We start from the raw sequence: 19,968 nt of genomic DNA on the forward strand, positions 1-19,968 counted from the left end.
AACATCCCTATGAACCAACTCCTCGCCATGCGCGCTTTCGTGCGCGTTGTCGACACTGGCTCGTTCAGCCGCGCGTCCGATCAGTTGGCGCTGCCGCGTTCGACTGTCAGCAAGCTGATCACCGACCTGGAAAAACACCTGGGCATCAAGCTGATGCACCGCACCACCCGTGCCTTGGCGCCAACGCTCGAAGGGCTGGAATATTACCACCATGCGCGGCGCCTGGTGGCTGAACTGGACGAGGTGGACAGCGCCGTGCGCGGGCAGACGCTCAAGCCCGGCGGGCACCTGCGCGTGGATGCACCGGCCTCGTTCGCCAATTGCCTGTTGATCCCGGCATTGGTGGATTTTCACCGTGAGTACCCGGATATCACGGTTGCCCTGGGTATCAGCGACCGTGCAGTGAACATCGTCGGGGAGGGCGTGGATTGTGTCATTCGCGTCGGCAAGCTCGATGACATGGCGATGATCGGCCGCAAAGTGGCCGACCTGGATTACCTGACCTGCGCGGCGCCCAGTTACCTGGAGCGCCGGGGTGTGCCGCAGTCGCCGGAAGACTTGCAGAACAACCACCTGAAGGCCGGTTATTTCTTTGCCTGGTCAGGCAAGCCGGAGCCGCTGATTTTCGAAAAGGGCGGCCGGCGAATTGAAGTGGGCGACTGTGCTTTTTCCACCAATGAGGGCAACGGCCTCAAGGAAATGCTGCTCGCCGGCCTTGGTGTCGGGCAGCACTTCAAGTCGATCGTGCAGTATTACGTCGACAGCGGCCAGTTGGTCCGTGTACTGCCGGACTGGTCACGCCCGACTACGCCGCTGCATCTTCTTTACCCACCCAATCGCCATCAGAGCGCACGGCTCAAAGTGTTTACCGACTGGGTAATCCGCACGTTTGGAGTCAGGGAATAATCGCCGTCACGCGTATCTCGACGCGCATGGTCGGCAAACCCAGTGACTCGACGCCCAATTGTGTCCAGATGGGCGCATGGTTTGGCATGTAGCGTCGGTACTGCTTGACCATTGCTTCATTGACCTCGGGGGGGAAACCGCCGACGTGGTAGGAGTTGACGTGAATCACATGCTCCCAGCGCGCGCCAGCCGTGGCCAGGGTGCGGTCGAGGTTGTCGAAGGCCTGGGCGATTTCTTCGGCAATGTCGGCAGGGATCTGAAAGTCGTTGTCCCAGCCGCCCTGGCCTGAGGTTTCCACGCGATTACCGACTTTTACTGCCTGGGAGTAGTGCAGGTGTTCACGCGCGTAATCGCCATAGCCTGGGGTGACAAAAAACTCGGGGGTGCTCATGGTGTTTCCTCGGTTCAGTACAAGACCCGGCACAGGCTAGCCGACTGAATGGGCGAACAAAATCCCGGATTTGTGCCATGACTATTTACCTGTGTGCACAATGGGTGTGCGATACAGCCCCACTGCCAGGCCCAGGATGATGACCGAGATACCTGTCAGCGCGAGTGGGGAAATGCGCTCGCCGAGTATCAACATGGAGCTGGCAATCCCGAACACCGGAATCAATAGCGACAGCGGTGCCACGGTGGACACGGGGTAGGTTTTGAGCAGCGAATTCCAGCCCCAATAGGCGAAGTGTGTGGCCATATAGACCTGAAACAGGATCGACAACACCGCTGTCAGATCGAGGCGGGCCGGCAGGCCATCGAAGGCTGCAGAGCCGTGCATGCCCCAGGCCATCAGGAACAATGGAATCGGCGGGAACAGGCTCGCCCACACCATGAACGAAAAAATCTCCTTCACCCCCGACGCCTTGATAATGACGTTGCCGACGCTCCACGCCAGTGCACTGAACGTGATCAGCAGGATGCCCAGCGTGGCGTGTCCACCTTCCTGTGAAGCGATGATCCCCACCAGGCCCATCAACGCCAGGGCGCCGCCAAACCATTGCGCGCGGCGGATTTTTTCGTTGAACACTAAGCAACCCCAACCCAGAGTGAAGAACACGCTGAGCTGAACGATCAACGAGGCGATCCCGGGGCTCACGCCGAGCTGAATGCCGCAGTTGATTGCGCCCCACATGCCCAGCCCGAATATCACGCCATAGGCGGCCACATAGCGAAACCTGACGGCGGGGCGCTTGATGACGAACACCAGCGGCAAGGCGGCGAGGGCGAAACGAATGCCGGTCAGCACGAGTGGGTCAATCGAGTGCAGGCCCAGCTTTGTGATGGGAAAGTTCAGGCCCCACACCAGCGTGACAGCGATGGCGAGGGCGACGTGTTTGTTCAGCATGGACGTTCCTGAGCAGGTTCAAAGGCGCCAATGCTAGGGTGTCGGAAGTTGGCCCGCTTGCCATGCCAGGTCAAGTTTTGACAGTATCGGGCCATGATTCCGACCTTTGACCTCAACGACCCGTACGCCGTGGTCACACTGCGCGACTATCCCTGCGGCACCGTCTTCGAGCGGCATACCCATCCGCGCGGCCAGTTCGCCTATGCCGCCACCGGCGCGCTGAAAATGTTTACCGACCTCGGCAACTGGGTGGTGCCGCCGCAACGCGCGATCTGGGTGCCCGGTGGCGTGCCCCACGAAATGCACATGCGCGGCGATGTGGTGATGCTCAATACCTACCTCGACGATGAGGATGCCGGGCGCGCCGGTTTGCAGGCCCGCTGCCAGGTATTCGAGGTGTCGCCTCTGCTCAGGCATCTGCTGGAAGCGGCGCTGACGGCAACCTCCGATGTTCGACGGCGCTGTGTGTTGACGCTGTTGGTGGATGAAATCGGTGCCATGTCGGAGCTGCCCCTTAGTGCGCCGTTGCCCGCCGAGTCGCGTTTGGCAGCGGCATGCCAGCGTTTTCTGGACGCGCCCACGCAAACCATCTCCCTCGACGACATGGCGCAATGGTCGAACATGAGTCGGCGCACGTTCACCCGGCATTTTCATGAAAGCACCGGTATGACGTTCGTGGCCTGGCGCCAACAGGTTTGCCTGCTGGAAGCGACCGCCCGGCTCAGCCAGGGCGCGTCGATTACCGAGGTGGCCTTTGCGTTGGGTTTCAGCAGCCCCAGCGCCTTCACCGCGGTGTTCCGGCGCAACCTGGGGGATTCACCGGCGCGCTACCTGGCCAAATCCAGGGCCGCCTCGATGTTCTGAAAAACATCACGCGTCGGTCAGGATTCACCTTTCTTGAAGCCATGCTTTGTTACTATCGCCGTCCATCGTTACCAGGAGTCACCGGCCCATGCAGCACCAGTGGGAGGAAATGCACCGCACCCGCAAGCCCACGTTCGTATTGTGCGGCGAGCCCCAGGGGGATGTGCTCAATCTCTATGTTCACGGTTATTCGGCGTTCTTCAACCGCCAGCAACTGGGCAATTTCAAGCAACAACTGGCAAGCATCGAAGGCTCGACCAACCTGATGTTGTTCTGGCCAGCGGGGCATTTTCTGGAAAACCTGTTTGCACCGTTCAAGGATGTAATCACCTCGATGCTCGGCGGCGGTGGCCTGGGTGCAGCGACCGTAGGCGTGGGCAAGGCGATTGCCTATTTCCTCGACCATTACAAAAGTGTCGAGGCGCGGGTGGATGAAGTAGCCCGGACCTTGTTGCCTGAATTGGCAGACTACCTGCACGCCGAGGCGCTGCCGGTAAGGCGCATCAACCTGATCGGCCATTCCCTCGGCGCGCGCATTCTGGTCAAGAGTGTGTTGGCTAGCCCCGAGGTCGCCCGCGAACTGCCGTTGAACAATTTATTGCTGATGGGCGGGGCGATCTGCACGTCCAGCCCATGGGAGGAGGTGTCGGCACCGCTCAAGGGGCGGGTGATCAACTGCCATTCCAGCAAGGACTGGGCGCTGGCGATGAAGCCGGATGCCGAGCGCTGCATTGGCCGTTATGCGATTCCGCTCACGCCTGCGCTGAAGGGGAAAGTCACAAATGTGCACCTCACCACCTTCGATCACGCCGCCTATTGGCCGCAATTGAAGACCGTGGTGCAGTACACCGACCTGTTGCACGAGCGGCGCGGCATGATTCGCGCGGATCAGCGCAGCACCGAAGTGCGTTTTGCTGAACAGGATCTGGAACTGTTCCCGGCCCTCGTGCAGGCGCGGCCCGAGGAGGTGAAGTTCCTTGCCGAGTTGATGGCGCAAAAGCGCAGTGCGTCGATTGATGCGAGTGTGCGCGAACCCTTGAAACTGGCCATCGAGCTGCAGCGCATGGGCGGCGACAGCTTTATGAACCTGGCCCGCGGTCACGGCGTGAGTTACCGCCAGATCGCCGAAGACGTGGCGCAGCGGCTGGCGATCAAGTTCGATGCACCGGTTGCATCCGTCGCGCTGGCAGACATAGAGGCGCAGGTCGCGGAAAAACTCATCGAACAGCACAAGCACAAACTCAGCAGCGCTGACCGCCAGGCTTTCGATGCCGAGCTCAAGGCCGCTGCGCAAAAAGAACAAGGGCTGTTCAATCGCATCGACGTCGGCCGTTCGGCCACCACTGCGCTCAGCGGCACGGCGCTGGCGGGGCTCACCGGGTTCATGCTGCGCCGCGGCGCCGCCACGGCCATTCCCGTGGTAGGCCAGGCGGTGGCGGCCGCGATGTTGCTGGTCAGCGGCGTGCGGGCATTCTCCGGGCCGGCCTATTCGATCACTACGCTGGCAGTGCTGGTGGTGGGCCTGATTCGTCAGCGCATGGAGCGCGAGGCGCTCAACCAGGAGATGGACCTGGTGGTGCAAGTGGTGGAAACCTTTGATTTGCCCCGGGAGACGGTGATGCGCACGGTCGCGTCCGACTGATAAGCTGTTGCCACTATTGTGTGTTTGCCTGGAATGCCGCGTGAAATTCAGCCTGCCGAAAATCGCCACTGCCCCGTTCTGCCCGCCGGAAGTGGCCGGCTCCGTGATCGTTGACCCCAAGGCTTCGTTCTTCAAGCGCGCGCTGATGTTCGCCGGGCCCGGCCTGCTGATTTCCATCGGCTACATGGACCCGGGCAATTGGGCAACGGCCATCGAAGCCGGTTCTCGCTACGGCTACAGCCTCCTGTTCGTGGTATTGCTGGCCAGCCTGGCGGGCATGGCGGTGCAGTGCCTATGTTCGCGGCTGGGCATCGCCACCGGCAAAGACCTCGCGCAACTGTGCCGCGAGCGCTACAGCAAGCGTTCCGCGCGCACCCAATGGGTACTGGCGGAATTCTCCATCATTGCCACCGACCTCGCCGAAGTGCTCGGCTGCGCGTTGGCGTTTCACCTGTTGCTCGGCGTGTCGCTCACCACCGGCATTGTCATCACGGCCTTCGATACCCTGTTGATCCTCGCCCTGCAAAATCGTGGCTTCCGCCGCCTCGAGGCGATCATGCTGGCGTTGGTAGCAACCATCGGCGTGTGTTTCTTTATTGAACTGGTGCTGATCAAGCCGTATTGGCCCGACGTGCTCAGCGGTTTCACCCCCTCGCTGGCAGCCATCAGCGACGCCGCGCCTTTGTACCTGGCCATCGGCATTCTCGGCGCCACCGTGATGCCGCATAACCTCTACCTGCACACCTCAATTGTGCAAACCCGCATGATCGGCAAAGACCTCGCCAGCAAACAGGACGCGGTCAGGCTGGCGCGTATCGACACCATCGGCTCCCTCGCTCTGGCGCTGTTGGTCAATGCCGCGATTCTGGTATTGGCCGCAGCTGCGTTCTACAAGACTGGCCACACCGATGTGGTCGAGATCCAGGATGCCTACCACCTGCTCGACCCGCTGGTGGGCGGCGCCTTCGCCAGCATCCTGTTCGGCGTGGCCTTGCTGGCCTCCGGGCAAAGCTCGACCTTCACCGGCACCATCGCCGGGCAAGTGATCATGGAGGGTTACCTCAACCTGCGCATTCCTTGCTGGCAACGCCGCCTGATCACCCGTGGCCTGGCACTGATCCCGGCGTTTTTAGGCGTATGGCTGATGGGCGACGATGCCATCGGCAAGCTGCTGATTCTCAGCCAGGTAATCCTCAGTCTGCAGTTGCCGTTCGCGCTGTACCCGCTGATCCGCATGACCGGCGACAAGCAGTTGATGGGGCCGTTCGTTAACCGGTTGCCTACGCGGTTGCTGGCGTGGTTTTTGTTTGCGGTGATCAGCGGCGCGAATGCCTGGTTGATTTGGCAGTGGTTGTTTTGACCGGATAACCAGATCCGGCCGCCATGTGGTTCTTGCGCTCAAAGGTAGCCAGTACGTCGTCGGGTAGTGGAGCGTCGAAGTCATCAGGAATAAAGAGTTTTCCCTTCATTGCGCCGATTCGCTGTCCCAGCGAAACGGTGTCCATCGTGGCATTCGCGTCCATGGCATCTCTCCTGGAGGTAAGTCGCAAAAGTCTGCAGCAGCGTAGGTAGTCATGAAATAGTGGCCCGCAAAATAAGAACGAGCCTACTTTTTTACCTGGGAAATTTCCTCAACTGCACCGTCTGGCGTGACCCAAACCCCTCACCGATCCCAATACGGCACCACCCCAAAACATTCCACAAAATAATCAATCACCGTGCGCACCTTCAGCGACAGCCGCCGGCTGCCCGGCCATAGCGCCGCGATCTGCTGCGGCTCCAGCGTGGTTGCCACCTCATACTCAGTCAGCACCGCCTGCAACGTCCCCGCGCGCAAGCCTTCGCCGATCAGCCAGGACGGAAAGACCACCAGCCCCAGGCCTTGTTCGGCGGCGTGGGTGAGGGTGTCGGCGTGGTTGCCGGTGATGGGGCCTTTGACGCTGTAAGGCGTCCAGTCACCGCCGTTGCGGCGGAAAAACCAGCGTTGTTGGCCGGTGATGCCTTTGTAGGCCAGGCACTGATGGTGGATTAGCTCATCGGGATGGCTGGGCGTTCCATGCTGCGCGAGGTAAGCGGGGCTGGCGGCGAGGCGAAAGCGCTGGGGCGCAAAGATGCGCGCCTGCATGCCGGAGTCGTTAAGCACGCCGATGCGAAACAGCAGGTCGGTGCCATCCTGCAGAGGATCGACGAAGGTATCGGTTTGCTGGATATCCAGCTGCAATTTCGGGTAGCGCCGGCACAATTCGCCCAGCCACGGCGAAAGGTGGCGCTGGCCGAATACCATCGGCGCATTGATGCGTACCAGGCCGCTCGGTTCGGCTTCCTGTTCCTGCAAGGCCTGACCTGCGGTTTCCAGTTGTTGCAGCATCAGGCGTGCGTGATGGCCAAGCAGCCGCCCGGCCTCGGTCGGGCTCACCGCGCGAGTGTGGCGGTAGAGCAGCTGTTGGCCCAGCGCCTGTTCCATCAACTGGACCTGCCGCGAAATAGAGGAGGGCGCCAAGCCTTCACGGCGCGCCACTTCAGAAAAACTGCCGTGGTCGAGCACGGCCACGAACAGGCGCAGCGCCTTGAAACTCAATTCATTCAAACCCTGCATCGTGGCTCCGTGCTATGCGTAATGCGCAAAGGTGTTATCCGCATGCTCCCATTTATCGCACAGGAGAGCCACTGGATAATGCGCGCCATGTTTCCTTTCCAGACGTGCAGGTGATGTATGCAAGCAAGTAGTACCGAGGGTGTGGCGCAGGCCACGCCGAAGAAAAACCTTCTTCGGCTGTTGTTACTGCCACTGGTGATCCTGGCGGGCATGGGCCTGTCGATGGAGGCGGGTTTGCTCGGGCCGCTGGGCGTGCAGGTGGGCCACTTGTGGGCGACCTTGAGCATTTTCGGTGTGGGCACGGCCATTCTGTTTTTGATCTTGCTGTTCAGCGGCCCGCAGAAGGGCCCGGCGCTGACCGATTTGCCACGCTGGCAGTTGATCGGCGGCTTTTTGGGGCCGATGTATGTGGTGGTGCTGACCCTGGCCACGCCGCATATCGGGATTGCCATGACCATGATCGCGATTCTGTCGGGCCAGGTCGGCAAGAGCGTGTTGATCGACCATTTCGGCTGGTTCGGCACCGCGCGCAAGAAGGTCAACGGCGAGCGCTGGATAGCCCTGGCGTTGATTGTGGCGGCACTTGTTCTGATTGCGAGAGGCTAAGGCGATGAATCTGATTCTGTTATTGGTACTGGTGATTGCCGCCGGTGCGGTGTTGAGCGTGCAGGCGGCAATCAATGGTCGCTTGGGCCAGTCAGTCGGTGTGTTGCGCAGCAGCTTGCTGACGTTTGCAGTGGGCGCAATCACCACCGCCTTGCTGATTTTCTTCTTTGAGCCTGCCCAGGCGATCAGCCTGTTGGACGTGCCGAAATGGCAACTGACCGGCGCGCTGTTCGGCGTGGTGTACATGATGGTGATGGTCGGCGCGGTGCCCGTGGTTGGCACGGCAGTGGCGACGGTGGCGGTCATCGTCGGGCAGTTGGGCATGGGCATGCTGATCGACAACTTCGGCTGGCTGGGCAACCCGGCCATCGAGTTGTCGGGCAGCCGAATCGTGGCGATGTTGCTGTTGGCGTTGGCGCTGGTGTTCATGTATCGCAGCAATAGCCGCCAGGCCGATTAACGGCGCTGAACCATGGTTGCTCTCCTATAGTCACTGCTTAAGGTGTGGCGCTCGCCGCACCGGGACGACCATGAAAAAGGAGTCTGAACATGGCTGATAAAACCTGTGCCTGCCCTCACTGCAAATGTGTGTTGGGCGTCGATGCGATTATGAAGGACGGTAAAGGCTATTGCTGTCAGGGCTGTGCCGAACACCACGCACATGGCGAACCCTGTGCATCGGCAACAGGCTGTGAGTGCACCAAGTCTGCCCACGGTTAAAAACGCAAAAATTCTCTCGGTTTGTCGGGTAGCGGTCATTACCATGGCCGCTCACCCTTGCTTGATGTGCTCTTCATGGCCCTGGCCGCTCCCCCCGATCTCAGTGATCCTGCCGTCCCCGTGCAACCCTTGGCGCGCACCTACCAGCGTGGTTTGTATGTGGAGCCCCACAGCCACGATTGGGGCCAGTTGCTCTACGCCATGAGCGGGGTGATGTGGGTTGAGACGCCCCGCGAAGCGTTGGTGGTGCCGCCCCAACGCGCCGTGTGGCTGCCACCGGGCGTGGAACATGGCATTCGTGTGGTCTCGGATTTGCAGATGCGCAATATCTATCTGCGCCCGGCGCTGGCGGCGACACTCGACAGCCAGGTGCAGGTCATCGAAGTCGGCGGGCTGTTGCGTGAATTGATCGTTGCGCTGGTTGATCAAGGCGATAACGGCGACTCGGCCTATTACGACGCCGTGGTCGGCCTGGCCCTGCTGGAACTGCAACGTGCGCGTCGCTCGCAGATTCGCATCGCCATGCCGCTGGAGGCTGACCGCCGCTTGATCAATGCGTGTCACGCGGTGATCGCCGCGCCGTCCCTGGACATCCCGTTTGAGCAACATGCCGTAGCAGCCGGCGCCAGCGTGCGCACCCTTGCACGGTTGTTCCAGAACAGTCTCGGCATGGGCTTTGCCGAATGGCGCCGCCAGGTGCAACTGGCCACGGCAGTCGCGGAGTTGATTCAGGGCCAGTCAGTCAGCGGTATCGCGCGGTCCCTGGGCTATTCGCCCAGCAGCTTCAGTGACATGTTCCGCCGAGAACTGGGCGTGGCCCCCTCGCAGTACGTCGGCTGAAGGTTTGGCCGAAATCCTGAAGCACTTGGCCGATGCTTCAGGAATGGGCTCTCTACACTGAGCCCATCAACCTAAAGGCGCCGCCTCCATGAACTACCTGATTTCCCTCGCCATTGGCCTGTTTGTCGGCGTGATCTACGGCGCCCTGGGCTTGCGCTCGCCCGCGCCGCCCGCCATCGCCCTTGTCGGCCTGATGGGCATGTTGCTTGGCGAACAGCTGTGGCCTATGGGCCGGCAGTGGGTCAGCGGTTGGTTGTCCTGATGCCTTTTCCCTTCGATGGATATTTGCCATGAAAGCACTGCAATTCTCCGCCACTGGCGACCTCACTGCCCTGACCTTCGTAGAGGTTGCCACGCCCGTACCTGCCGCCGGTGAAGTGCTGGTGCAGGTCAAGGCGGCCGGCCTGAACCCCAGCGACGTGAAAAACGTACTGGGCCGTTTTCCCTACACCACGCTGCCACGCATTCCCGGGCGCGACTTTGCCGGTGTGGTGGTGGAAGGCCCGCAAGCACTGGTCGGCCAGGAAGTCTGGGGCACCGGTCGCGATCTCGGTTTTTTTGCCGATGGCTCCCACGCGCAATTTCTCACCGTGTCGGCCAAGGGCGTGGCGCACAAACCCACTCATCTGAGTTTTGCTCAGGCCGCCAGCCTTGGCGTGCCGTACACCACCGCTTGGGATGCCCTGGAGCGCAGCGGTGTCGGTAAAGGCACGCGTGTGTTGGTGATTGGTGCTAACGGCGCGGTCGGCAGTGCGGCGTTGGCACTGGCAAAAATTCGCGGCGCCGAGGTGCTGGGCGCGGTGCGCAAGGCAGATCAGGTTAACGTGCTGCAGGCGCAGGGTTTTGCCGCCATCGCGCTGGGGCAGCCGGAAGCAGTGGGCGCGCAGGTGAACGCGGTGTTCAAGGGCGGGGCGGATGTGATCTTCGACACCACCGGTTTCTGGCTGCCAGCGGCTGTTGCGGGTTTGGCCCCGTTCGGGCGCATCGCAATTATCGCCGCGCCGGTCGATGGCCACGTGCAACTGCCGGCCCTGGCCCTGTACCGCAAGGGTGGCTCGGTGGTGGGGATCAATTCGCTGCTCTACAACTGCGAACAGTGCGCGGTGATGCTGGAGCAGTTTGGGCGGTTTTTTGATGAAGGGTTATTGCCACTGCCGACGGGGCTGCGCGAAGTGGCGTTGGCTGATGGGGTGCAGTGTTACGGGGAAGTGAACCAAGGCAGTGCAGACAAAATTATCTTCCAGCCTTGAATGCGGTGAGAAAACTGTGGGAGCTGGCTTGCCTGCGATAGCGGTGGGCCAGTCAACAGATCTTTGGCTGGCAGACCGCTATCGCAGGCAAGCCAGCTCCCACAGTTTTTGATCTTCACAGGGTTTGGGAGCGGCTCTTGATCGGACGTTTCCCACGAAGGTTTCAGGTTGTGGCTCGGAAGGCCGCTGACTAACCTCACTGCCGTCGCTGCCCATTCAGCGAACGGATTTGACCGTCCGACTTTGTTAATGAATCGCTACGCCCCTGCACCAATCTCAGGCGTTTTTTTTATGCCTGAGGTATCGTGTCGCGGCAGTTGTGCGCGGGATACCTTCGGGTATGCCGGGTTCGTTGACAACCGGTCGGTCAACCCGCGTACAGCTGCCACCTTACCTCGCTTGACCGCGAGCGTTGGCAGCTCCACTTGTCGACGGAGTTTCACCATGATCAAAGACAGCCCAAATCCCCCAGGCCCGCACGGCTTCGATTCAAGCACCCTGCACGAAGTGGCCTACCGCGCGATCAACCACTACCTCAATCCCGGAAAACCCATACCCGAACCCACCGACGGGCTCTTCACCGTGCGCGCCGAGCTGGGCACGGAAACGTTGCTGGTCAATGCTTCTCAGGATCTGGCGTCCATCAGCGACATAGCCAGCCACCTGGCCTTTGAAATCGAAGGTTCTCATCGCAATATCGCGCTGGGCATCTGCCGGATGCTGGAGGGTGTGCAATTGTTGGTCGACAAAGCCCTGAATGTGGCCCATCCAGCGGCCTAGCGCCGGACTCGGTCAAAAAAACTGTGGGAGCTGGCTTGCCTGCGATAGCGGTGGGCCAGTCAACAACTCTTTGGCTGACAGACCGCTATCGCGGGCAAGCCCGCTCCCACATTAGTTTTTATTTTTATCAGGCTTCTGGGACGCCTTTTTCCCAGGCTGACCAGTTCTTGAGGATCGCCTGCACCAGCGGGTTCCCGGTGCGGTACAGGTTTTCCAGCGCCGGCACAAACCCGCCCTGGTCTGCATATTTCAGCAGGTTATCCACTTCGCTGTAGCCGGGGTACGGACGGTCGAAATCGGACCCGGCTCGCACTACGGCCAGGCGCTGGATATCCACCAACCCTTCGCGACTGGCGCGCAGCAGCGCTTCGTAGGTTGAGTTGTCTTCCTGCTGAGTCGTGCAGTACTCACCTTTATTGTCGGTCAGCAATTTGGTCCACACTTCGGCGCGTTCACTCAGGCGCGTGCCGGAGAACCAGGTGTTGCCCGCCAGCGTGTCGCAGCGGGTGACTTGCGGCGGCTGGTTAGCGGGGGCGGCCGGGTAGTGTTTGCGCCAGGCCGTGGACTCCTTGCTTTCCGTCAGCTCAACGTTCTGCGACAGGGCGAACGCCTTGGCTTGCAGCTTGGGGTTCAGCTCAAACACTTCGGTCTTGTAGTCCAGCGGCGGTTTCTCGTTAGGCCCCTTGGTGTTGATGCCGATGTAGCCGGTTGGCCAATCCTTGGGCGCGTCGCGCGAATCCAGTTCCCACTGGGTGCCGAACTCCACCAGGTAATGCGCCCAGGCGGCGGTGCCGATGGTCCCGTGTTTAGGGCTGATGCCGGCGATCCCGGCGATCAGTAAGTAGCTCTGACGCAGGTCGAACTTGGGCGACAAGGCCAGGGCCAACGTGGAGGCGGCGGCGTTGGTCTGGCCCATGCCGGTCACCAGCAGGCACACGTCCTGAGTGTTGCAGCGAATCACCGGGTATTCGGCGGAGAGGCCCGGCACGCGGACCTCTGTCTTGAGTTCCAGGCGGTCGATCCAGGTTTGTGCCTCGGGGGCGAACATGGTGATCAGCATGACTTTGGGTTTGATCGGCGCGGTATCCGCCAGCACCACGTGGGGCAGCAGAGCCAGGCCCACGGCGATCGAGAGTCGTGTAAACGCGTTCATCTAATGCTCCTTTATCAGAATTGGTAGCCCACGCCGGCGTAGTAACCCCAGCCGTCGGAGCGGGCGCGGAAGTTACCCTCGCCAAAATTCAACTCGCTGCCATCTTCCCAGTTGCCGCCGTTATGGAAGTAACGGCCCACCAGGGTGAAGCGCAGGTGAGTAAACGAATACAGCAGCACGTTGGTGGCCACTGTGGAGTTGGCAGTGCGCGCCGGGTTGTCCTTGTGCAGGCTTGAGCCGAAATCGTGGTTGGTGAAGCCGATGTAGGTCAGCGAAGCGCCGTTTTCAAAACTGGTGATGGGCACGATGTACTTCATCTGCGCACGGTAGCCGTCCCACGAGTATTCATTGCTGGCGCCGTAGTTTTCCCACTGGTAGCGCCCATAGAAGTTAGCCGACAGGTTGACCCGCGAGTGCGTGTCGATGTCGGTGCCCAGGCCGCTGTACAAAGTGTTGGCGCGGTTTTCCTTGTTACTGCCGTGGTCGTAGATCCAGTCAAAGGCTACATACCATTCCTTGAACGGCCCGATCGCCAGGCTGCGCCCCGCCAGGTAGTCGATGGAAATACGCGGCTCGTGCTCCATGAACACCGGCGAGCCATGGTCCCACACGCCTTTGTCATTACTGTTACCGATGCCGAGGACCTTCGGCACGTCGATATAGCCATACAACTCGAACGGGCCCTTGCGGCCGAAGTACTCGTATTCCAGGTACACATCGTCTGCCGGTTTGGGGCCGAAGCTGATGTCTTTGCTGCCGATCAGCGTGAGGTCCTGGTTGAACCAGTCCGACAGGTACGCGCCTTTTTTCGCCGGGCTGGCTTCCGGGCTTTTGGTTTCTGGGCTGAGGGTTTCGCCCTGTGCTGAGTCATCTGAGGGTTTCTCCTGCGCCAAAATGGGTGCACTGAGTACTCCCGTAACGGCGGCCAGTAGCAAGGAAACACCGAAAGAAGCAGGACGCCTTGAGGTGGGGTGCATTGAAAATCCCTATTCGTACGCGGTTTGGACCCGGTTCAGCGGGTGGAGGTGAACCTGGCTGCCAAGTTCGTTCCGCAAACGTTTGCATAGGCTGTACCAACTTTGCCCAATCAGTTGATCAGCATGAAAAAAAGCTCGATTAGTCGACCTTTTGATCAGCAATGACTCGGTGTCATTTTTTCAACGCGGTTGAACAAATGCATCGCGGTTTCCCGTCGATATTCACTCGGCGTCTGGTTCATCTCGATCCGAAAATGCCGGTTGAAGTTGGACAGGTTGGCGTAGCCCACCTCAAAGCAGATATCCGCCACCGACATCTCGCTTTGCAGCAACAAGCGGCAGGCGCGCTGTACGCGAAACTTGCGCATCAGGTCGATAAACCCGTGACCGGTGTTGCGTTTAAAGAAGCGCGAGAAGCCCGGCTCGCTCATGTCCAGTTGCCGGGCGATGACTGACAGGCGCAGGTCGCCGGTGAGCTCACGCATCAAGTAGTCGAAGGCTTTGTTGATGCGTTCGGCGCTGCGGGCATCCAGTGTGGGGGCGTAGCAGGGGCTGGCCAACGCCTGGCTGTGCTGGGGCGGAGCATGCTTGAGCGTATCGAGCAGTTGCAGGAACAGGATCAAGCGTTGCAGGCCGCGGGCGCTGCCGATGGCTTCCATTAAACGCGCCGCCTGCACGGCGGTGTCGCCGCTGAACGCGAGGCCGCGTCGGGCGTTGTCGAACAACGGCTGCAAGTCGCCAAGCTCCGGCAGGGTTTCGCGCAGGGCGAGGAGGGCGGCGCCGTCGAATTGCAGCACCACGTCGCGCCCGGTCAGGTATTCGCCGGGGGCCAGGTCGCCGATCCAATCGTGGGGCAGGTCGGGGCCGATCAAGGCGACATGCCCGGCGCTGAAGGCGCCAATATAGTCGCCCGCGACCAACTTGCCGCTGCCTTGGCGAATCAAGTGAATTTCAAACTCGGGGTGGTGGTTCCAGCGCGCCAGGTCATAGGGATAGTCGTGCTCGAACCAGCGAAAGCAATGATCAGGTTCGGGCAGGATCACTTCGAGTTCGGCAGGGCGGTGCTCGAACAGCGTGGCGCGGCTGACAGGCATGGCGAGGCTTCTTTGTTGTACTTGGAATGGCCTCAAAATACGCGCCTGCGACGTGTGCGCGCTACCCCCGGTTTCGCCCGGCACTGATACTTTTTTGATCCTGGGCCTTGGGTTAAAAAAGTATCAGCCGGGCATTCGCCATTCGTTTGTGAGGGGTTGGCAGAGCTGCTGTAATCGGCGCTCAACAACAAAAACAACAGGTGGAAACCGCCATGTTCCCGATTTGCAAAGGCAAGCTCCCGCAAGCGCTGTTCCTGCTGTCCGGCCTGGCGCTGGCCATGCCCAGCCACGCCGCCGACACCGTGACCATTGCCACGGTCAACAACAGCGACATGATCCGCATGCAGCGCCTGTCCAAGGTGTTCGAAGAGCAGCACCCGGGCATCAAGCTGAACTGGGTCGTGCTCGAAGAAAATGTGCTGCGTCAACGCCTCACCACCGATATCGCCACCCAGGGCGGGCAGTTCGACGTGCTGACCATCGGCACCTACGAAACCCCACTGTGGGGCGCCAAGCATTGGCTGGAACCGTTGACCGATCTGCCGGCCAATTACGACGCCGACGACATCTTCCCCTCGGTCCGCCAGGGCCTGTCGGTGAACAACACCCTGTATGCCTTGCCGTTCTACGGCGAAAGCACCGTCACCTATTACCGCACCGACCTGTTCAAACAGGCTGGCTTGAGCATGCCCGCGCACCCGACCTGGACCCAGCTCGGCGAGTTCGCGTCCAAGCTCACGGTTAAAGATAAAGACCAATACGGCCTGTGCCTGCGCGGCAAGGCCGGCTGGGGCGAGAACATCGCCTTGCTCAGCACCATGGCCAACGCCTTTGGCGCGCGCTGGTTCGATGAGCAGTGGAAGCCTGAGCTGACCAGCCCCGAGTGGACGGCCGCCGCCAACTTCTACGTCAATACGCTGAAAAAATACGGCCCGCCAGGGGTCTCCAGCAACGGCTTCAATGAAACCCTGGCGCTGTTCAACAGCGGCAAGTGCGCAATGTGGGTCGATGCCAGCGTCGCCGGTTCCTTCACCACCGACAAGAGCCAGAGCAAGGTCGCCGACAGCGTAGGGTTCGCCGCCGCCCCGACCGAAGTCACCGACAAGGGCTCTTCCTGGCTGTACGCCTGGTCGCTGGCGATTCCGGCCACCTCCAAACACAAAGACGCCGCCAAAGCGTTCATCACCTGGGCGACGTCCAAGGACTACATCCAGCTGGTCGCCGATAAGGAAGGCATCACCAACGTGCCGCCGGGCACTCGCCAGTCAACCTACAGCGAGGCTTATCTGAAAGCCGCGCCGTTTGCCCAAGTGACCCTGGAAATGATGAAACACGCCGACCCCGCGCATCCGTCGGCCAAACCGGTGCCGTACGTGGGCATCCAGTACGTGACCATTCCCGAGTTTCAGGCCATCGGCACCTCGGTCGGCAAGCTGTTCTCGGCGGCGCTGACCGGCGGCATGACGGTTGATCAGGCGCTGCTTGAAGCCCAGGCCACCACCGAGCGCGAGATGAAACGCGCCGGCTATCCTAAATAACGTCGACAGGACTCCCCATGAAACGACTGGAAGGTAAAAGCGCGCTGATCACTGGATCTGCGCGCGGGATCGGCCGCGCCTTTGCCCAGGCTTATATTGCTGAAGGCGCGACAGTTGCCATCGCCGATATCAACCTGCAACGCGCCCAGGCCACCGCAGCCGAACTCGGCCCACAGGCCTACGCCGTGGCGATGGACGTCACCGACCAAGCCTCTATCGACGGCGCCATTGCTGCCGTGGTGGCCCAGGCTGGCAAGCTGGATATCCTTATCAACAACGCCGCGCTGTTCGACCTGGCGCCCATTGTTGATATCACCCGCGACAGCTATGAGCGGCTGTTCTCGATCAACGTCGCCGGCACGCTGTTCACGCTGCAGGCCGCCGCCCGGCAGATGATCAGCCAGGGCCATGGCGGCAAGATCATCAACATGGCCAGCCAGGCCGGCCGCCGTGGCGAGCCGTTGGTGGCAATCTACTGCGCAACCAAGGCGGCAGTGATCAGCCTGACGCAGTCGGCGGGGTTGAACCTGATCAAGCAGGGCATCAACGTCAATGCCATTGCGCCGGGCGTGGTGGATGGCGAGCACTGGGATGGGGTGGATGCGATGTTCGCCAGGCATGAAGGGTTGGCGCCGGGCGAGAAGAAGAAGCGGGTCGGGGCCGAGGTGCCGTTCGGGCGGATGGGCACAGCGGAGGATTTGACCGGGATGGCGATTTTTCTGGCGTCGAAAGAGGCTGATTATGTGGTGGCCCAGACCTACAACGTTGATGGCGGCAACTGGATGAACTGACCGTACACCGGCCAGAAATGTGGAAGCGGGCTTGTGTGGGAGCTGGCTTGCCTGCGATGCAGACACCTCGGTATGTCAGTAGAACCGCAGTGATGCTATCGCAGGCAAGCCAGCTCCCACAGTTGAGCTTTGTTGTTCTAGAAGTACGGGTTAGTCAGCAAAGCTGCGATCAAAGAAGTAGACCTCTCCCGGCTTTAACACCTGCACCGTCGCCTGCGGCCGTCCCCCTTCACCCTGTTTCTTGCGCCCCGTCTCGCGCAAGTACCCGGCTTCGGTCAACTTCAACAACCGCTGACGAATACTGGTCTTCAACACCGGCCGCGCCAGCACCACTGAAAAAATCGCCGTCGCTTCCGGCGCGCTGAACTCATCCCCCAGAAACATCAGCGGCAAACTGCTGTACAGCGACTTGGAAAACAGCCTTTCCTGCACCGCCGCCACGATCAGGTTGTGATCGAACGGCAACCTGATGCTGTCATCCGCCAGCGCGTTCAGCGAAAACCATTGCTGATGTTCGGCGAGCTCTACTTCGTCCGCCACAATCGCCAGGTAATAGGTGGACGACGACCAGCAACGCGGATCGCGAAACGCATCACCCACCGTGCCCACTTGCTCGCTCCAGGCCAGCGTCAGGCCTACCTTGTCACTCGCGCGCAAGCGCTCCACGGCGTCCTTGAGGCTCAGATCTTGCACGCCGCCATTCACCACCACGCCGGGTAACGCCCAATGCCCGGCGAAAGGTTCGGCGTCACGTTTATTCAACAGCAGCTTTAATTCCCCCGAGGCGCGGCAGTAAAACAATACGCACAGGTCGACAGTGTGCAGGTAGGCGCTGAGTGGCATGTGAGGTCCTTATGAACGGTGGCAAAGCACAGTCTAACGGATCGAACAGCGATGTCATGTACTGACACCAGGATAGATAACTAAATGTTTCTTGCAATGAAAGTACATGACGTGTACTTTTGTTTTCAGGCCACAGGAGAACCACCATGACCCTCTCGAAAACTGCCATCGCTTCATTCGACGTTGACCCTCAAAAGAGCTTCACGCCGCTGTGCCCGGATGAGTTGCCTGTGGCCGGTGGCGACCAGATCGGCGCCGAACTCAACTACATGGCCAGCCTTGCCGGCCACCGCGTCGGCAGCAAAGACGCGCACACCCCGCAGGCGCCCTGGGTGGTCACCGAACGCAGCGACATGTACCAGCCCACCGGCCTGGCGCACGCCGATATCACGTGGGTCAGCCACTGTGTGCCGGGCACCGAAGGCTTTACCTTGCTGGACGAGTTGCCCACCCCGTATGACTACGACTACTTCATCTGGAAAGGCGTCGAACCCGACCTGCACCCTTACGGCGCCTGCTACCACGACCTGCACGACAAGCTGTCCACCGGCGTCATCGAATACCTGAAGGCCCACGGCGTCACCCGCGTGATTGTCGGCGGCCTGGCCCTGGACTACTGCGTCAAAACAACCGCGTTGCAACTGCTCAGAGCCAACCTGGAAGTGGTCCTGCACCTGCCAGCCTGCAGAGGCATCACGCAGGAGGGCGGCGCCCAGGCCGTCAATGAATTGCAAAAGGCCGGTGCCGTTATCAGCCGCACCCGCGAAGAACTGGCTGCACAGGCCGCGCGTTAAGGAGCCCCTCTATGGAAAGTGCCTACGACTACGAAGCCCCGGTGATCCAGGGTTTGCTCGACACCGATTACTACACCTTCACCATGATGCAAGCCGTGCTGCACCAGCACCCCAACGTCGACGTTGAATACAACTTCATTGTTCGTTCGAAGGAAAAACTCGGCCACCTGATCCCGCAACTGCGCGACGAGCTGGAAAAACTCGCCGGCCTGCACATGCGTGACGGCGAGCTGCGGTTTCTGTTCAACCCACGCTTTCGCGAATACCTGACGCCGGATTACGAGCGCTTTCTTGGCCTGTTCCGCTTCAACCTGCGTTACATCCACGTCAGCGAAGTCGATGGCCAGTTGAACATCCGCGTGGTCGGCCCGATGCTGCACTGCATCATGTTCGAGCAACCGGTGCTGGCGCTGGTCAGCGAGTTGCGCAACCGCGACAAATACCCTGACGTGACCCTCGAAGACGTCACCCGCAAGCTCTACCAGAAGTTTGACTGGCTGGAGAAAAACCTCAGCCGCGAGGAACTGGCCGACTTGCGCGTTTCCGACTTTTCGACCCGCCGGCGCCTGTCATTCAAGGCCCAACGCGAAGTAATCGACATCATGCGTCGCGACTTTCCCGGCCAGTTCATCGGCACCAGCAATGCGCACCTTGCCTATGAGTTCGACCTGCCGCTGATCGGCACCATGGCGCACCAGTGGCTGATGGTGCACCAGCAACTGGGCCGCTTGCGCGAGAGCCAGAATGCCGCGCTGGAAAACTGGGTGCGTGAATACCGTGGTCGCCTCGGCATTGCCCTGACCGACTGCATCAGCACCGACTTTTTCCTCAAGGATTTCGACCTGTACTTCGCCAAGCTCTACGACGGCCTGCGTCAGGATTCCGGAGACCCCATCGTCTGGGCCGACAAAGTCCTGGCCCGCTACAAACAACTGGGCGTCGACCCGATGACCAAGGACCTGATGTTCTCCGACGGCCTGAACTTCGAAAAATGCCTGCCGATCCTGCGTCACGTGCGTGGCAAGGCCAAATTCGGCTTCGGCATGGGCACCAGCCTGGCGTGCGATGTGGACGGTGTTGAGCCGCTGAGCATTGTGATGAAACTGGTGCGGGTGCACGGCGAGCCGGTGGTGAAATTCTCGGATGACCCGATCAAGAACGTCTGCGAAGACCCATCGTTTTTGCAGTACGCGGCGAAGGTGTTCAACGTTGGCAACGTGGAGGTGTGA

22 protein-coding genes and 1 pseudogene are annotated in these 19,968 nt (G+C 60.6%); 15 read left to right on the forward strand and 8 right to left on the reverse strand.

The genetic code is table 11. From position 1 onward, the window contains the following. Positions 1–9: 9 nt before the first annotated feature. Positions 10–906, forward strand: a complete 897-nt coding sequence (locus ACP7A2_RS10380) for a LysR family transcriptional regulator (protein WP_426134118.1) — start codon at positions 10–12, stop codon at positions 904–906. Here ACP7A2_RS10380 and ACP7A2_RS10385 read toward each other — a convergent pair. Continuing rightward, on the reverse strand, positions 896–1,297 hold the full coding sequence (locus tag ACP7A2_RS10385; protein ID WP_375068520.1) for a RidA family protein: 402 nt from the start codon (positions 1,295–1,297) through the stop codon (positions 896–898). The two genes, ACP7A2_RS10380 and ACP7A2_RS10385, sit on opposite strands and share 11 nt — an antisense overlap. Positions 1,298–1,378: 81 nt before the next feature. Next, on the reverse strand, positions 1,379–2,251 hold the full coding sequence (locus ACP7A2_RS10390) for an EamA family transporter (RefSeq protein WP_426134119.1): 873 nt from the start codon (positions 2,249–2,251) through the stop codon (positions 1,379–1,381). 93 nt (positions 2,252–2,344) lie between these two features. On the opposite strand from ACP7A2_RS10390, the gene ACP7A2_RS10395 reads away from it, so the two are divergent. The 3 genes from ACP7A2_RS10395 (at position 2,345) to ACP7A2_RS10405 (ending at position 6,117) form a co-directional block, all read left to right on the forward strand. After that, positions 2,345–3,115 (forward strand): AraC family transcriptional regulator, encoded by a 771-nt coding sequence (locus ACP7A2_RS10395; protein ID WP_426134120.1) that lies wholly within the window; start codon positions 2,345–2,347, stop codon positions 3,113–3,115. A gap of 88 nt (positions 3,116–3,203) precedes the next feature. After that, the gene (locus ACP7A2_RS10400; RefSeq protein ID WP_426134121.1) at positions 3,204–4,757 is read left to right on the forward strand and encodes a DUF726 domain-containing protein; all 1,554 of its coding nucleotides are present in this window, start codon (positions 3,204–3,206) and stop codon (positions 4,755–4,757) included. Positions 4,758–4,797: 40 nt separating this feature from the next. After that, the gene (locus tag ACP7A2_RS10405; protein ID WP_426134122.1) at positions 4,798–6,117 is read left to right on the forward strand and encodes an Nramp family divalent metal transporter; all 1,320 of its coding nucleotides are present in this window, start codon (positions 4,798–4,800) and stop codon (positions 6,115–6,117) included. Positions 6,118–6,154: 37 nt separating this feature from the next. Here the strand turns inward: ACP7A2_RS10405 and ACP7A2_RS10410 are convergent. After that, a pseudogene (locus tag ACP7A2_RS10410) lies at positions 6,155–6,244 on the reverse strand (type II toxin-antitoxin system prevent-host-death family antitoxin); the annotation flags it as partial. 176 nt (positions 6,245–6,420) lie between these two features. Beyond that, positions 6,421–7,353 carry a LysR family transcriptional regulator gene (locus tag ACP7A2_RS10415; protein WP_426134123.1) on the reverse strand — a complete coding sequence of 311 codons (933 nt, stop codon included), beginning with the start codon at positions 7,351–7,353 and terminating at the stop codon, positions 6,421–6,423. Between the two features lie 117 nt (positions 7,354–7,470). Between ACP7A2_RS10415 and ACP7A2_RS10420 the strand changes: the two genes are divergently transcribed. The 7 genes from ACP7A2_RS10420 to ACP7A2_RS10450 all read left to right on the forward strand — a co-directional run bounded on the left by ACP7A2_RS10420 (position 7,471) and on the right by ACP7A2_RS10450 (position 11,549). Next, positions 7,471–7,959 carry a DMT family transporter gene (locus tag ACP7A2_RS10420; protein ID WP_348060488.1) on the forward strand — a complete coding sequence of 163 codons (489 nt, stop codon included), beginning with the start codon at positions 7,471–7,473 and terminating at the stop codon, positions 7,957–7,959. Between the two features lie 4 nt (positions 7,960–7,963). Next, positions 7,964–8,419, forward strand: coding sequence for a DMT family transporter (locus ACP7A2_RS10425; RefSeq protein WP_375068511.1), 456 nt, complete (start codon positions 7,964–7,966; stop codon positions 8,417–8,419). An 89-nt stretch (positions 8,420–8,508) separates the two neighbouring features. After that, positions 8,509–8,679 (forward strand): metallothionein, encoded by a 171-nt coding sequence (locus tag ACP7A2_RS10430; protein ID WP_426134124.1) that lies wholly within the window; start codon positions 8,509–8,511, stop codon positions 8,677–8,679. Between the two features lie 75 nt (positions 8,680–8,754). Beyond that, positions 8,755–9,519 carry an AraC family transcriptional regulator gene (locus ACP7A2_RS10435; protein ID WP_426134189.1) on the forward strand — a complete coding sequence of 255 codons (765 nt, stop codon included), beginning with the start codon at positions 8,755–8,757 and terminating at the stop codon, positions 9,517–9,519. Between the two features lie 88 nt (positions 9,520–9,607). Next, positions 9,608–9,781 (forward strand): DUF1427 family protein, encoded by a 174-nt coding sequence (locus ACP7A2_RS10440; RefSeq protein ID WP_426134125.1) that lies wholly within the window; start codon positions 9,608–9,610, stop codon positions 9,779–9,781. Between the two features lie 28 nt (positions 9,782–9,809). After that, positions 9,810–10,769, forward strand: a complete 960-nt coding sequence (locus ACP7A2_RS10445; RefSeq protein ID WP_426134126.1) for a quinone oxidoreductase family protein — start codon at positions 9,810–9,812, stop codon at positions 10,767–10,769. Between the two features lie 444 nt (positions 10,770–11,213). After that, positions 11,214–11,549, forward strand: a complete 336-nt coding sequence (locus ACP7A2_RS10450; RefSeq protein ID WP_426134127.1) for a DUF6124 family protein — start codon at positions 11,214–11,216, stop codon at positions 11,547–11,549. A 127-nt stretch (positions 11,550–11,676) separates the two neighbouring features. Here ACP7A2_RS10450 and ACP7A2_RS10455 read toward each other — a convergent pair whose 3' ends face one another. The 3 genes from ACP7A2_RS10455 to ACP7A2_RS10465 all read right to left on the reverse strand — a co-directional run bounded on the left by ACP7A2_RS10455 (position 11,677) and on the right by ACP7A2_RS10465 (position 14,773). Then, on the reverse strand, positions 11,677–12,702 hold the full coding sequence (locus ACP7A2_RS10455; RefSeq protein WP_426134128.1) for a purine-nucleoside phosphorylase: 1,026 nt from the start codon (positions 12,700–12,702) through the stop codon (positions 11,677–11,679). A 14-nt stretch (positions 12,703–12,716) separates the two neighbouring features. Further along, on the reverse strand, positions 12,717–13,679 hold the full coding sequence (locus ACP7A2_RS10460) for a nucleoside-specific channel-forming protein Tsx (RefSeq protein ID WP_426134129.1): 963 nt from the start codon (positions 13,677–13,679) through the stop codon (positions 12,717–12,719). A 155-nt stretch (positions 13,680–13,834) separates the two neighbouring features. Continuing rightward, positions 13,835–14,773: a helix-turn-helix domain-containing protein gene (locus ACP7A2_RS10465; RefSeq protein ID WP_426134130.1), complete on the reverse strand. Its 939-nt coding sequence runs from the start codon at positions 14,771–14,773 to the stop codon at positions 13,835–13,837. Between the two features lie 278 nt (positions 14,774–15,051). On the opposite strand from ACP7A2_RS10465, the gene ACP7A2_RS10470 reads away from it, so the two are divergent. Both ACP7A2_RS10470 and ACP7A2_RS10475 read left to right on the forward strand, forming a co-directional pair. Beyond that, on the forward strand, positions 15,052–16,311 hold the full coding sequence (locus tag ACP7A2_RS10470; protein ID WP_426134190.1) for an ABC transporter substrate-binding protein: 1,260 nt from the start codon (positions 15,052–15,054) through the stop codon (positions 16,309–16,311). 17 nt (positions 16,312–16,328) lie between these two features. Beyond that, positions 16,329–17,102, forward strand: a complete 774-nt coding sequence (locus ACP7A2_RS10475; RefSeq protein WP_426134131.1) for an L-iditol 2-dehydrogenase — start codon at positions 16,329–16,331, stop codon at positions 17,100–17,102. Positions 17,103–17,252: 150 nt separating this feature from the next. Here the strand turns inward: ACP7A2_RS10475 and ACP7A2_RS10480 are convergent, their stop codons facing one another. Continuing rightward, a complete protein-coding gene (locus tag ACP7A2_RS10480) occupies positions 17,253–17,945 on the reverse strand; it encodes an NUDIX hydrolase (protein ID WP_426134132.1) in 693 nt (230 codons plus the stop codon). A gap of 146 nt (positions 17,946–18,091) precedes the next feature. Between ACP7A2_RS10480 and ACP7A2_RS10485 the strand changes: the two genes are divergently transcribed. Beyond that, a complete protein-coding gene (locus ACP7A2_RS10485; RefSeq protein ID WP_426134133.1) occupies positions 18,092–18,739 on the forward strand; it encodes a nicotinamidase in 648 nt (215 codons plus the stop codon). A gap of 11 nt (positions 18,740–18,750) precedes the next feature. Continuing rightward, entirely contained in the window at positions 18,751–19,968 is a 1,218-nt protein-coding gene (pncB, locus tag ACP7A2_RS10490; protein WP_426134134.1) for a nicotinate phosphoribosyltransferase, read from the forward strand.

It is taken from the genome of Pseudomonas sp. PWP3-1b2 (assembly GCF_049896045.1).
Taxonomy (GTDB): Bacteria; Pseudomonadota; Gammaproteobacteria; order Pseudomonadales; family Pseudomonadaceae; genus Aquipseudomonas; species Aquipseudomonas antarctica_B.

Excerpts from the sequence above, each read along its gene's own strand:
- ACP7A2_RS10380 (WP_426134118.1), top strand. The coding sequence starts at position 10 with ATGAACCAACTCCTCGCCATGCGCGCTTTCGTGCGCGTTGTCGACACT.
- ACP7A2_RS10385 (WP_375068520.1), bottom strand. The coding sequence starts at position 1,297 with ATGAGCACCCCCGAGTTTTTTGTCACCCCAGGCTATGGCGATTACGCG.
- ACP7A2_RS10390 (WP_426134119.1), bottom strand. The coding sequence starts at position 2,251 with ATGCTGAACAAACACGTCGCCCTCGCCATCGCTGTCACGCTGGTGTGG.
- ACP7A2_RS10395 (WP_426134120.1), top strand. The coding sequence starts at position 2,345 with ATGATTCCGACCTTTGACCTCAACGACCCGTACGCCGTGGTCACACTG.
- ACP7A2_RS10400 (WP_426134121.1), top strand. The coding sequence starts at position 3,204 with ATGCAGCACCAGTGGGAGGAAATGCACCGCACCCGCAAGCCCACGTTC.
- ACP7A2_RS10415 (WP_426134123.1), bottom strand. The coding sequence starts at position 7,353 with ATGCAGGGTTTGAATGAATTGAGTTTCAAGGCGCTGCGCCTGTTCGTG.
- ACP7A2_RS10420 (WP_348060488.1), top strand. The coding sequence starts at position 7,471 with ATGCAAGCAAGTAGTACCGAGGGTGTGGCGCAGGCCACGCCGAAGAAA.
- ACP7A2_RS10425 (WP_375068511.1), top strand. The coding sequence starts at position 7,964 with ATGAATCTGATTCTGTTATTGGTACTGGTGATTGCCGCCGGTGCGGTG.
- ACP7A2_RS10430 (WP_426134124.1), top strand. The coding sequence starts at position 8,509 with ATGGCTGATAAAACCTGTGCCTGCCCTCACTGCAAATGTGTGTTGGGC.
- ACP7A2_RS10435 (WP_426134189.1), top strand. The coding sequence starts at position 8,755 with ATGGCCCTGGCCGCTCCCCCCGATCTCAGTGATCCTGCCGTCCCCGTG.
- ACP7A2_RS10440 (WP_426134125.1), top strand. The coding sequence starts at position 9,608 with ATGAACTACCTGATTTCCCTCGCCATTGGCCTGTTTGTCGGCGTGATC.
- ACP7A2_RS10445 (WP_426134126.1), top strand. The coding sequence starts at position 9,810 with ATGAAAGCACTGCAATTCTCCGCCACTGGCGACCTCACTGCCCTGACC.
- ACP7A2_RS10450 (WP_426134127.1), top strand. The coding sequence starts at position 11,214 with ATGATCAAAGACAGCCCAAATCCCCCAGGCCCGCACGGCTTCGATTCA.
- ACP7A2_RS10455 (WP_426134128.1), bottom strand. The coding sequence starts at position 12,702 with ATGAACGCGTTTACACGACTCTCGATCGCCGTGGGCCTGGCTCTGCTG.
- ACP7A2_RS10460 (WP_426134129.1), bottom strand. The coding sequence starts at position 13,679 with ATGCACCCCACCTCAAGGCGTCCTGCTTCTTTCGGTGTTTCCTTGCTA.
- ACP7A2_RS10465 (WP_426134130.1), bottom strand. The coding sequence starts at position 14,773 with ATGCCTGTCAGCCGCGCCACGCTGTTCGAGCACCGCCCTGCCGAACTC.
- ACP7A2_RS10470 (WP_426134190.1), top strand. The coding sequence starts at position 15,052 with ATGCCCAGCCACGCCGCCGACACCGTGACCATTGCCACGGTCAACAAC.
- ACP7A2_RS10475 (WP_426134131.1), top strand. The coding sequence starts at position 16,329 with ATGAAACGACTGGAAGGTAAAAGCGCGCTGATCACTGGATCTGCGCGC.
- ACP7A2_RS10480 (WP_426134132.1), bottom strand. The coding sequence starts at position 17,945 with ATGCCACTCAGCGCCTACCTGCACACTGTCGACCTGTGCGTATTGTTT.
- ACP7A2_RS10485 (WP_426134133.1), top strand. The coding sequence starts at position 18,092 with ATGACCCTCTCGAAAACTGCCATCGCTTCATTCGACGTTGACCCTCAA.
- pncB (WP_426134134.1), top strand. The coding sequence starts at position 18,751 with ATGGAAAGTGCCTACGACTACGAAGCCCCGGTGATCCAGGGTTTGCTC.